Origin of the sequence: Macrococcus sp. PK, assembly GCF_022501545.1 — a bacterium.
GTDB classification, from domain to species: Bacteria; Bacillota; Bacilli; order Staphylococcales; family Staphylococcaceae; genus Macrococcoides; species Macrococcoides epidermidis.
Map to the genome: position 1 here is coordinate 41,578 of NZ_JAEPRF010000018.1, position 12,788 is coordinate 54,365.

11 protein-coding genes and 1 riboswitch are annotated in these 12,788 nt (G+C 34.3%); of the genes, 7 read left to right on the forward strand and 4 right to left on the reverse strand.

Going from position 1 to position 12,788, the window contains the following annotated elements; all coding sequences use genetic code 11:
* Nucleotides 1-34: 34 nt before the first annotated feature.
* A complete protein-coding gene (locus JJJ02_RS11975; protein WP_239242134.1) occupies nt 35-706 on the forward strand; it encodes a response regulator transcription factor in 672 nt (223 codons plus the stop codon).
* The gene (locus JJJ02_RS11980) at nt 699-2,051 is read left to right on the forward strand and encodes an ATP-binding protein (protein ID WP_240838980.1); all 1,353 of its coding nucleotides are present in this window, start codon (nt 699-701) and stop codon (nt 2,049-2,051) included. The genes JJJ02_RS11975 and JJJ02_RS11980 overlap by 8 nt, the downstream gene beginning before the upstream one ends.
* A gap of 43 nt (nt 2,052-2,094) precedes the next feature.
* Here the strand turns inward: JJJ02_RS11980 and JJJ02_RS11985 are convergent, their stop codons facing one another.
* Nucleotides 2,095-4,749: an HAD-IC family P-type ATPase gene (locus JJJ02_RS11985; RefSeq protein WP_240838982.1), complete on the reverse strand. Its 2,655-nt coding sequence runs from the start codon at nt 4,747-4,749 to the stop codon at nt 2,095-2,097.
* A gap of 146 nt (nt 4,750-4,895) precedes the next feature.
* On the reverse strand, nt 4,896-5,756 hold the full coding sequence (locus JJJ02_RS11990) for a PPK2 family polyphosphate kinase (RefSeq protein ID WP_240838984.1): 861 nt from the start codon (nt 5,754-5,756) through the stop codon (nt 4,896-4,898).
* Between the two features lie 127 nt (nt 5,757-5,883).
* Between JJJ02_RS11990 and JJJ02_RS11995 the strand changes: the two genes are divergently transcribed.
* A complete protein-coding gene (locus JJJ02_RS11995) occupies nt 5,884-6,351 on the forward strand; it encodes a GNAT family N-acetyltransferase (RefSeq protein WP_240838986.1) in 468 nt (155 codons plus the stop codon).
* Nucleotides 6,352-6,392: 41 nt separating this feature from the next.
* On the opposite strand, the gene JJJ02_RS12000 is transcribed toward JJJ02_RS11995, so the two are convergent.
* Nucleotides 6,393-7,223: a formate/nitrite transporter family protein gene (locus JJJ02_RS12000; RefSeq protein ID WP_240838988.1), complete on the reverse strand. Its 831-nt coding sequence runs from the start codon at nt 7,221-7,223 to the stop codon at nt 6,393-6,395.
* A 107-nt stretch (nt 7,224-7,330) separates the two neighbouring features.
* Entirely contained in the window at nt 7,331-7,849 is a 519-nt protein-coding gene (locus tag JJJ02_RS12005) for a GNAT family N-acetyltransferase (protein ID WP_396614745.1), read from the reverse strand.
* Between the two features lie 154 nt (nt 7,850-8,003).
* Nucleotides 8,004-8,110, forward strand: a riboswitch (TPP riboswitch).
* A 70-nt stretch (nt 8,111-8,180) separates the two neighbouring features.
* Between JJJ02_RS12005 and JJJ02_RS12010 the strand changes: the two genes are divergently transcribed.
* From JJJ02_RS12010 to JJJ02_RS12025, 4 genes are all read left to right on the forward strand, one after another.
* Complete coding sequence (locus tag JJJ02_RS12010) at nt 8,181-8,765, forward strand: ECF transporter S component (RefSeq protein WP_240838990.1); 585 nt, start codon at nt 8,181-8,183, stop codon at nt 8,763-8,765.
* 3 nt (nt 8,766-8,768) lie between these two features.
* Entirely contained in the window at nt 8,769-10,181 is a 1,413-nt protein-coding gene (locus JJJ02_RS12015; protein ID WP_240838992.1) for an ABC transporter ATP-binding protein, read from the forward strand.
* On the forward strand, nt 10,165-10,956 hold the full coding sequence (locus JJJ02_RS12020) for an energy-coupling factor transporter transmembrane component T family protein (protein WP_239242124.1): 792 nt from the start codon (nt 10,165-10,167) through the stop codon (nt 10,954-10,956). Before JJJ02_RS12015 ends, JJJ02_RS12020 begins: the two co-directional genes overlap by 17 nt.
* Before the next feature lie 287 nt (nt 10,957-11,243).
* The gene (locus tag JJJ02_RS12025) at nt 11,244-12,578 is read left to right on the forward strand and encodes a sodium-dependent transporter (RefSeq protein ID WP_240838994.1); all 1,335 of its coding nucleotides are present in this window, start codon (nt 11,244-11,246) and stop codon (nt 12,576-12,578) included.
* The last annotated feature ends 210 nt before the right edge of the window (nt 12,579-12,788 follow it).

The window sequence follows — 12,788 nt, forward strand, 5'->3', positions numbered from 1 at the left end:
ATATGAACAGAATATGAACAAAGGAGTATATTGGATGAAAAATAAAATTTTAATTGTAGATGATGAACAAAGTATAAGAAATCAAGTAGTGGAAGGATTTATAAAACATCATTATGAAGTATATAGCGCAGGTAGTGGAGAGGCTGCCCTTAAAGTTCTGGAAAATGAGAAGATAGATTTGTGTGTAGTTGATATTATGATGCCCGGAATGAACGGATTTGAATTATGTGAAACGATAAAAGAGAGTCATCAACTGCCGGTTATTATGCTTACAGCACGTGATGCGTTGGGTGATAAACGCATCGCATTTGAAGCGGGTAGTGATGACTATGTTACAAAGCCTTTTGAATTTGACGAATTACTTTTTAGAGCGAATGCAATCTTGAAACGTTATAACTTAGATATCACATCATTTAAAATAGGAAATGTGGAACTAGACCAGGATTCATATGAACTCCATATACATCAGGACACACTTTATTTGCCACGTAAAGAATTTGAACTACTGTATTATTTAGTTAAACATCAACCTAATATCGCTACGCGTGAGCAATTAATTGAAGCAATTTGGGGGCTTGATTTTGAGGGAGATGAACGTACCGTGGATGTTCATATTAAACGTATACGGAAGCGATTAGAAAATTATGATACGCAAATGGAAATCGTAACAGTACGTGGTGTAGGGTATAAGGTGCATCATGTTTAAACATTTATCTACAAGGTTTATTGTTACAACGCTTCATGTCATGCTCATTAGTGCAGTAATTGCTTTTGTAATTTCTAATATGTATTATCACGTCATATTGAAAGAACAAAATGATGCAAGGGTGACGCAAGTATTATTATCTCAAAAAAAATATATTGAAAAACACCCTGAAATAAAACCACAAGCGTTTTTTGCGCAACTTGGGGATTTGAATTTTCAAGTACTGGCAATCAATAACCATGATTTAAAAGAAAATTATGGAACAAAATTTAGATTAGATAACCTCAAATTAGATACGATTAAAATGGAACGAGATGGCGTTTATCACGGTATTAAAAATCGCCCATTCAATCTATTTATCACTGGATTTTTTGATAATGAATCAAGAAATACAGTAGGCACGAAAATGCAGATCAATCATCAGCAATATACAGTATTTATAAGACCGGATGTTGGTGAAAGTATGCATGAATTCCGAACATTTTTAGCGGCATTACTGCTTTTAACGATTGTCATATCAATATTGCTCGTCTTTATTTCTTCTAAGTTTATTGTGCATCCAGTAATCGAACTAAAAAAAGCTGCACAACGTATTGGTGAGCAGAGTGGTTATCAAACATCGGTTAATCGTAAAGATGAATTAGGTGTCCTTGCTGAAGAAATGAATGAGATGAGTAAGAAGATAAAGCAACATGAGGAAATCAATCAGCGCTTTGTGGCAAATGTAAGTCATGAAATACAATCTCCAATTACAAATTTAATCGGACAAATAAAAAAATTGAAAGAAACACAAGATTTGAGTTTACTTAATCAGATTGAACATCAATCATTACGTTTAAGTGGTCTGACGAAGCAGTTATTACTTTTAGCCTCAATTGAGCAGAATAAAATATCATTAACGAAACAAAACTTTAATTTTAAAATGCTTATTCAAGAAGTTATCCGAGATAATATGTACACTATTAATCAGAAAGATATATTTTTGAGTACCACGTTAGAAGATGTATATGTCCTGGGAAATAGAGATTTATGCTATCAAATGATTACTAATTTATTATCGAATGCGATTAAATATAGTCCGAATGACAGTGAAATTCATATTGAACTGAAAGAAGAACAGAATAATAAACAATTCATTATTGAAGATCATGGTTATGGGATGACTGATGTGACGAGAAAAATGATTTTTGAGCGTTTCTATAAGTCAAATGTGAACGAAGATAATGTCACTTCAAATGGTCTAGGCATGGCAATCGTTAAAGTGATATTAGATGTACATGACTTTACTATCGATATTAACAGTGAAAAAGATAAAGGTACAAAAATAACGATAGAATTACATTGATAAATAAGCGATGCACATTAAACTTGTACATCGCTTATTCTAATTATGCCTCATATTTAAATATGTTTCTTGTGATCCATTTCTCGATTTCAATCAGGATAAAAACGGCAGTTCCGATACCTATTGGAATCATCCATTGTGAAAATGTTAGTGGGGCAGTTTTTAATATCGTATTAAAAAATGGCACATACGTAATGAGTAATTGTAGTGTGATGAGTAAACCAGAGACGATAAATGCGACTTTATTCTTAAAGAAATCTTGATTAATTGCAAATTGATTTAAGTGTCGGCAATTAAATAGATGGAAGATTAAAGAAAATACTAGTGATTGCAATGTGATTGTATTCAGTACAGTTTTATGTAAATCAAGATGACTTAAATACATATTTGCAAGAAGTATTCCACCAGCTACAATGACTGATACGAGTAGTATTCTAAATAAGAAATAATGACTTAGTAACGGTGTAGATTTATGTCTTGGCTTTCTATTCATTGCACCTGGTTCGAGAGGTTCAAATGCAAGTGCAAAAGATATGGTAATCGCTGTTACCATGTTCACCCAAAGTACCTGGATAGGAGTAAGTGGTATGGATATGCCGAATAGAATCGCTGCTAAAATGAGTAGTCCTTGAGAACCGTTTGTCGGTAAAATGAATAGTATTGTTTTCTTCAGGTTATCATAGACACGACGTCCTTCACGTACCGCATCTACAATTGTTTCAAAGTTATCGTCAACCAGTATCATACGCGCGGCATCTTTAGATACTTCAGTTCCTTTAATGCCCATTGCAACACCGATATCAGCACGTTTTAATGCTGGTGCATCGTTAACACCATCACCGGTCATTGATGTTATTTCGTCATGTTTTTGCAATGCTTTTACGAGTTGTAATTTATTCTCCGGACTTGTTCTAGCAAACACATCGTATTCAATCGCGGCTTCGTATAATGTTTCTTCATTCATATTATCGAGTTCGCGACCTTCAATGGCCTTAGTACCATCACCGATTCCGAGTTGTTTCCCAATTGCCATTGCAGTTTCTTTATGGTCACCTGTAATCATTTTTACTGCAATTCCGGCTTTTTGACATTCTTTTACTGCTTTTATTGAAGATTCACGTGGAGGATCTATAATCCCTACTAACCCAAGCAAGGTGATGCCACTTTGTAAATCGTCATGTGAGAGTGTGGTTGTGTCACTAGGCACATCTTTATATCCTGCTGCAATTAATCGTTTACCTTCTTTAGCGATTACACTTAGTTTATTTTCCCAGACCTGCCTATCATCAGAATTGGTAAATACACGATCAAATATTCTGTCAGGTGCTCCTTTGATATAAATACGTTTCTTGCCCTGATCTTCGACGAGATATGCCATATATTTATAAAGTGAATCAAATGGGATTTTATCGATTGCCTGTAAGTTTGGAATTTCTAAATTAGTTTTATGTACGAGTGTCATTAAGCAGCCTTCAGTGGGCTCACCGGTAATTTGAAAATGACCATTTTCATCTTGTGAGAGACGTGCTTCATTGACTGTTTTAACGCATGTTAGGAACTGGTATAATTCTTGTTCTGCTTCTGGTGTTTCAGTATGCTTGGGTATAATTTCTCCGATTGGTTCATAACCTGTGCCCGTAACTTCATAACGATTATGCATTAAATCAATTGAAGTTACAGTCATTTCGTTTTTTGTAAGCGTACCAGTTTTATCGGTGCAAATCACGGAAACTGAACCTAAAGTTTCCACTGAAGGTAAGTTCTTTACGATGGCATTATTCTTTGCCATCGACTGAACACCAAGTGCTAAAATAATTGAAATAACAGCAGGTAATCCTTCAGGTATGGCACCAACTGCAAGCGCGATAACAGATAAGAGTAGTTCGCCTGCTGGATAATTGTGATAAAACAAACCAAATAAATAAATTGCGATAGAAATTACAACAATACCAATACTCACTGATTTACCGAACTGACCGGTTTGTTGCATCAATGGGGTTGTCATCTGTTCTGTGTCAGTCATTGCCTGATTAATCTTACCAAGTTCAGTGTCTTTGCCGATTGCAACAACTACACCGATTCCAGAACCTGAAGTAATAGATGAGCTTGAATAAGCCATATTTTTTCTATCACCGAGTACAGCATCTTCTGAGATTTGACGTGTATTTTTTTGGACTGGGACAGATTCACCAGTTAAAGCAGACTCTTCAATCTTTAAATTATTCGCTTCTATTAATCGTAAGTCTGCAGGTATCTTCTCACCGGATGATAAAATAACGATATCTCCGATTGTCAATTGTTCGCCTGGAATAGTTTGACTGCGATCATCACGAATTACTACGGCCTCACTCGTCATCATTTTACGAATACTTTCTAATGCTTTTTCAGCACGCGATTCCTGTACATAACCAATGATTGCATTAATAACTGCAACAAGAATGATAACCGACATATCAAGAAAGTGTCCTAAAAATCCTGTAATCGCTGCAGCAATTAGTAATACATATATTAAAATATCGTTAAAGTGGCCGAAAAACTTAATGATTTTAGGCTTCTCTCGCTTTGCTGGAAGTGCATTTAGACCATAAGTTGACTGGTTTGCTTCCACTTGTTCATGGGACAAACCGCTATTTATTGAGGTGTTAAACGCATGAAGTGTGTCATCGATAGAGCGTTGATGCCATTTTTCATTTTTCATAACGAACATTCCTTTACGTATAGTATTACTCTCATCGTAACGCAAATAATTTAGTAATTCTAACGAAAGGAATGTATTTATACAAAGAATAATACTTTGTTTAACATTTTATGAACTTTTTTTGATTTAACTTGTCGCTCTCAATATTAATCATTCTTTAATTTATAGATATATTCTTCTAGCTTTTCTTGGTTATCCGGTGAAATTTCAGGAAACTTAGGCTTTAATCGCTCTATCGTATCTATCATAACTTCTGTAACAATACGTCTTGTATGCCATTCATCATCTGCAGGTAAAATGAACCACGGGCTATGTTCAGTAGATGTTGCTTCTAACATTTCAGAGAATATTTTTTGGTAGTCATCCCAATACTCACGCTCTTTTACGTCATTGAATGAAAACTCCCAGTTCTTATCTTTATTAGTCATTCGCTCAAGTAAGCGATCACGTTGCTCATTTTTAGACATGTTAAAGAAAAATTTGATGACTTCAAATCCATTTTCAGTTAAATAACGTTCATAATCATTGATTTGACGGAATCGTGTTTTCCAGATAGTGTCATCCACTTCATTATTAGGTGTTTCGTGTTCTTCAACAGAATCATGAATTCTTGGGGCAAGCACATCTTCATAGTATGAACGATTAAAGATTCCAATTTGTCCACGCTCAGGCAAACCTTCATGATAACGCCATAAATAGTCATGTTTAAGTTCAGTTTCATTTGGTTTACCAAATGAAGTTGTCTTTAAACCTTGTGCGCTCAGGTTAGAGAAGATATAACTAATCACTTCATCTTTTCCGGCAGCATCTAGCGCCTGCAGCACAACGATAATACCATTTTTTTCAGCAGCATGTAATTTTAGATGGAGCTTTTCAAGTTTTTCTGTTAAATCAGGCATGATATCGACTTTTATTTTATCGTTATTTTGTTTTTCGTTTTCTGATGATTTATAATTATTGAAATCAAATTTAGTATTGGGTGTTACTTTATATTGGTTAATGTCCATAGAAACCCTCCATATCTTTTTTCATTTTTTTCCCTGGAAAATATATCGATAAACAGCAATTACTTGTGTTTGTTATCGTTTAATAATAATCTTTAAGAAATAGCATGATTATAGAGGGGACGTTTTCATGAAACTCATTCAATATACTCACCACAATAAAGATTTATTAGAGCAATTTGAATTGACTGATGAACAATTAAGGTTTGTTAAAAGCCCAGAAGTAAATGTCAGTGTTGCGAAGAAAGATAGTAATCGTACACCGATTTTTGGGTTAAATGATGAAGGTAAAGCAGTTGTATTTTTTGTGTTACATGAACATAGTGAGTTTGAAAGTCAATTTAAAGTGGATAACAGTATATATATAAGATCTTTCTCGACGGATCATAGACATTTAAGAAAAGGTTATGCAAAACAAGCATTAATTGCTTTACCGGAATTCATTATGAGTCATTTTCCGCATATAAAATATATAACGTTACTTGTGGATGTCCCTAATTCGGTTGCACACGACATGTATTTAAAACTTGGATTTGAACAAGGTAATCAAATAGAAGGCGAAAGATATCCAGCTTATTGCATGATCAAAAAAATATAAAAAATGCGTGAAGTTTACACTTCACGCAAATAAAAAGTTATTTAGTTTCTGATGACATCGTCTCTTCTACCGTTTAAGTATGCATAAACTAATCCGATAAATAAACCACCACCGATATAGTTACCGATATATGCGTAGAAGATATTTTTGAGTACATCTATCCATGATAATGCATCGATGTTGTAGAATATCATACCGGCAAATAATCCTGCATTGTAAACAACGTGTTCATAAGCCATAAATACAAAGATTACAACACCGACACCGATAAAGAATACTTTAGCTAATACTTCCTTACATTGTAATGAAATATAAATACCGATATTTATAAAGAAGTTAGCGAATATCCCTTTAATTAGAATTGCATGCCAACTTGATGCTATTGTTTTTGCATCTACTGTTTTCGTTAATGCTGCTACCATTTCAGGTGTCATAACTTTAGTGCCTGTCATCATTCCAAATAAGATAAATCCACCAATAATATTTCCCAGGAAACATAACGTGAATATTTTTATGATTTTACCCATTGTGATTGTTTTGAAATAATAACCCACTGTAAAGAACATAAAGTTACTTGTTAATAATTCAGAATTAGTAAGAACGATCATTACGAGTGCGATACTGAATGCAATTGCCCCTACTAAATTGATAAGCCCTGCATTTTCAGTTGAAGCAAATTGTGTCTTAGCTGCAAGTTGAAGCACTGCCATAATAGCTAGTAAAAAACCTGACATAATCGCTTTTAACATATAGCGCCCAGGTGTCTTATCTGCCATCACTTCTTTCATTGCTACTTGGTTTAATACGTTTTCAATGTTGCCTTTCGAAGCATAAGTATCTTCGATAGTTTTAGCTGGAATTTCTATGGGCATTGTGACCCCTCCTGTTATACAAAATATATGAATGCATTAAATACAATATTATTATATCCGTTACTCAGAAAGGTGTATAGAGTAAAATTGTGAAATAGTGAACAATATCATAAATCCAGCGTCATGATAAAGTCTGTTTGAGCTTCATCCCCCATTCGGAAAACGTGAGAATCTGTATGTTTAAATCCCATCTTGTCATAGAATGCAAGAGCATTATGATTATGTTCCCATACACCTAACCAAATTCTTTTTATATTATGATTCTTTGCACGTTCAATTGCTTTGTCATATAGCTGTTTACCGATGCCTTGTTTCTGGTAACGGTTATCGACATAGATGCGCTCTATTTCAAGTGTATCTTCAGCCATCGATTCGGTCTGTGCATCGCTTATATTTATTTTTAAATAACCTGCAACGTATTTATCAGAGTAAGCAAAAAAGAATTCTGAATTCGGATTGTCCAATTGCGCTTTCATTTTTTCTTCGGTGAAAGATGTTGACAGGTAATGATCGATGATTTCATCTTTATTATCTGGTCTAAAAGTTTCATCAAATGTTTTTTTACTGATGGAGATTAGTGGTTGTAAATCTTGTTCTGATATTGGTAAAATAGTTATCTTTGGCACAGAAATCACTCACATTCTTTTTGAATATTTATACATATTATGAACTGAAATGAATAAAATAGCACTTTGCAATTTATTCATGATTAGACGTTGAAATAAAATTTCGAGTTGACAAAATTTAGTTTCGCGAGTACTGTAAACATAACAAATCAAATAAGCGCACTAGGGGTGTTTTATAAAAAACTGAGATAAGGCTGTAGCCTTAGACCCTTTGAACCTGATCTAGATGATACTAGCGTAGGGAAGTGTATAGTCACAGTATAAGTGTGGCTATTTTTCCGTACGCAGTCTTCTCTATAGAAGGATGCGTATTTTTTATGGAGGAATGAAAATGAACAGAAATAGTCAGGGTTTGAATTTGTCAGAAATTTTAGTGACAGTATTAGTAGCAGTATTATTTGCAGTAGCGTACAATTTTGTCTGGTTACCTTATGAGGCAATGAAACCACTGGGGCTACATTTTGAACAGTTAATATATGGTGTTTGGTTTATGGCTGCAGTTGTGGCGTATTTAATTGTTCCAAAAGCAGGAATTGCATTACTGGCTGAGTTTGCAGCAGGTGCAGGAGAGACAATTGTAATGGGGAAATTTGATATTCCGACGTTTGTTTTTGCATTTTTACAAGGTTTGGCATGTGAATTTGTATTTATGTTATTCAAATATCAATCACGTAGCATGATGGTGTGTATATTAGCGGGTGTTGCAGCTGCAATTATAAGTCTGCCAGTTGAGTATTTCTATGGATATATGTCTGAAGTAGCAGGATGGAACGTGCTGCTTTATATTATAATGCGTTTGATTAGTGGCGCATTAGTAACCGGGGTGTTGTCATATTTAATTGTTAAAACATTGGATCAGACTGGTGTAACGAAGCTATTCAGAACATCAACTCAATCAGATTACGATAGTTTATAGATGATGTTATCTTTTAGAAATTTAAGATTGAAATATCCCGGTGAAACAGAAAAGATATTTGACGGTATCGATATTACGATAGCAGAGAAAGAAAAAGTATTATTGCTCGGACCTTCAGGTTCTGGAAAGAGCACATTGTTGAACGTACTAAGTGGCATCGTCCCTGAGTTGATCGATTTACCGATGAAATATGATGTGTTAGAACGCGACATGAATGCTAGTGTTATATTTCAGGATCCAGACAGTCAATTTTGTATGCCGAAAGTATATGAAGAACTAGCTTTTATTCTGGAAAATCAAAATGTTGATAAATCGCAAATGAATCAATTAATTAATGATGTTTTGATTAAAGTAGGACTGGATGTTGAACCTTCGCAACCAATCAATCAACTTAGTGGTGGTATGAAACAGAAACTCGCAATCGCAGGGTCATTGCTGCAGAATGCTGATACGTGGTTTTTAGATGAACCTACAGCGATGCTCGATAGCGATGCAACAAAGCATTTATGGGAATTGATGATCGATTTATGGCAGGATAAGACAGTACTTATCGTAGAACATAAAGTTGAGCATATCTGGCGATATGTTGATCGTATTATTCTGATGGATGCTGATGGTAAGTTGGTTACACAAGGCACACCACAAATTATTCTTGAGCAACATGAAGATTTATTGAACCAGTATGGTGTATGGCATCCTAATGCATATAAGTGTGCACCAAAACCATTGCATTATGAGCATATGTCAAATGAATTTGAACTCGTGTTAAAAGATGTGGCAGTAAAACGTAAAGAAAAGACGTTGTATCATATTGATAAACTTGTCGTTAGCAGTCATGAATGGATTGCGATTACTGGAAAGAACGGAACAGGAAAAACAACGTTATTAGAATCTTTGATGCAGCTTATCCCGTATAAAGGTTTGATGCAATACGATGATAAAACTTTGAAGAAAGTAAAAGATGCAGCACGTAATATGTACCTCGTCTATCAAAATCCTGAACTGCAATTTATTCAAGGTAGTGTATACGATGAAATCTTCTTTAACTTTCAATTTTTAGATAAAAGCCGAGCTGGGGAACGTACATCAAATTTATTAAAGCAATTAAATCTGTACCATCTAAAAGATCGTCATCCTTTTGAACTTTCTATGGGACAAAAGAGAAGATTGAGTGTTGCGACGGCATTAAGTACAAAAGCTGATATTGTGTTACTAGATGAACCGACATTTGGTCTCGATAGTCATAATACGTTCGAACTAATTGAGTTATTTAAAGCACGTGTGCAATCCGGTCAGACGATTATTATGGTGACGCATGATGACGAAATCATAAAGCGATACCCTTCTACCGTGTTACGCATTCAGGATGGCATACTTTCTGAAATGAGGAGGGGTGATAATGTACGAACAGTTTAAGATTTATCATACATTTATGGATCATGTAAATGTGATTACTAAGTTGATATTAGGAGTCTTACTATTTGCACTTGTCATATTCATTCATCATTTTGACTGGATGCTATATCTAGCGATTATTATGTTTATCTTTATGATTGGATTGAGTGGTGTGCGTTTGAAACTTATTACGGCTTTTGTAAGTGTAATGATATTATTTAGTTTCACTTCGTCATTATTTATGATTTTCTATGGTGACGGCAGTACTACGCTATTTCAATGGGGCATCGTGCATATTACAGAAGAAAGTTTATATAGAGGAATACATTTATCACTTAGAACAATTACAGTCAGTTTCTTTGGTTTAAGTATTGCGTTTACAAGTGAAATTGTAAAAGTATTCTATAGTTTGATGCAACATTTAAAGGTGAAACCTAAATATGCCTATGCCTTTATGGCAGCAATCCGTATGGTGCCGATGATGTTTGAGTCATTCTTCCAATTACGCAATGCATTGAAAATGCGTTATCACGTTATAGATTCGAGCCAATACAGAGGATTGAATCGCATAAAGCATTTGATTATCCCGCTATTAAGTCAAAATATTAGACGTGCACATCGTCTGTCTGTTGCAATGGAGAAAAAAGGATTCCATAATGGTACTAGAACTTACTATTACCATGTGCCATTTAGCTATCGGGATATTTTATTGATAGCTGTCTTTTTGATAATGGTTGTAAGTGCTTATTTATTGGCAATGTATTTTCCGATAACGCATATAACAGATGTACGTTAAATAGATTTGTTTGACGCATAAACAATATACTGATAGAATTATCAGTAATCTTAAACAAGTGAGGTAATTTAGAATGAAGACTTTTGTACAGAACAGTGCAAAATTAAATATGTGGTGGCAGCTGTCATAACTTATATTTATGCCCGTCATAGATATAAGTGTCTATGGCGGCTTCATTCGCGTTACTTGAGGCCGGTTGCGTATGCATAAGGTCTCTTTTTTGAGGTCAATGCATGTGCATTGGCCTCTTTTTTGTTTAAAAAATTATATGAAGTGAGGGATTACACATGGAAAAAAGAACTGTTTGGGGATCGAAAATTGGATTTATATTAGCAAGTGCAGGTTCGGCGATAGGACTTGGTGCGATGTGGAAATTCCCGTATGTCATGGCTGATAATGGTGGTGCAGCATTTTTAGTATTGTTCATGATATTCACATTATTTATAGGTATGCCGTTATTACTAGCAGAATTTGTAATAGGTAAACATGGAAAGACGTATAGCACAGAGGTATTCGGAAAAATTACTGGTAATAAATATTTTAACCTAATCGGTCATATCGGTAATGTTGGTGTTTTCTTCTTACTTAGTTTTTATAGTGTAATTGGTGGATGGATTTTACTCTATATGATGAGGACTGTTTATGTAATAGTTACAAATCAACACACGAAGAATTACGAGGGATTATTTGGTCAATTGATTAGTAACCCGATATATGCAATACTTGGCGCTGCATTATTTATTTTTCTTACTGCGATAATTGTTTCCCGTGGTATTCAAGATGGGATTGAAAAAGCTTCAAAAATCATGATGCCTATGTTGTTTATTGCATTTATTGTGATTATCATTCGTTCTTTAACGCTTCCAAATGCAATGGATGGTGTTGTATATTTTCTGAAACCTGATTTTAATTCACTGAATGCAGAAGGCGTACTTTTTGCTTTAGGTCAATCATTCTTTTCGCTTTCAGTAGGGTTTGGTGGCATGTTAACATATGCATCGTATTTAGATAAGAAGACGGACATTGTCCAATCTGCCTTTTCTGTTGTAGGTTTAAATATACTGGTTACGATACTAGCAGGACTTGCAATATTTCCAGCGACTGCCTCACTAGGTATTGATAATACGCAAGGTCCGGGTTTATTGTTTATCGTTTTACCGTATGTATTCGATCAGTTGCCGTTCGGCAGTATCTTTTATCTTATATTTTTATCGCTATTCTTTTTTGCAACTATTACTTCATCTATCTCTTTAATTGAAATTAATGTTTCAAATGCAATTAAAAATGAAGAAAAGAAACGAAAAAAATATGTGTATGTAATCGCATTACTATTGTTTATTTTATGTATACCTTCTGCATTATCGAATGGTACTTTAAGCCAGGTGAAGTTTTTAGCGGGAACATTCTTTGATAATATGGATTATTTAGTTTCGAATATTATGTTACCGATTGGAGCATTATGTTATGCGTTATTTGCGGGTTACAAACTAGATGCTGTAATTGCAAAGCAGGAATTAATGGATGAAAAATATCGAGGGCTATTTAAACTTTGGGCATTCTTGCTGCGCTATGTTATTCCGCTAGTTATACTGGCTGTGTTTGTTACTTTAATGCTCAAGTAAATGAGAATAAGTTACTGTAATTGATATTGAAAAAAGTAATCTTTATGCCATTTAAATACAGTAACTATTTTTATTCAAAAAAATATTAAATAATACGTCAAATATTTTTCACAATTTTAAAGTTTGAGTTGGTTGACTTAAAACGAGCATCATGTAATAATAAGTTTTGTAGAGATTAGAATTATTCTAATCTAGGGGCTGTCTAAAATA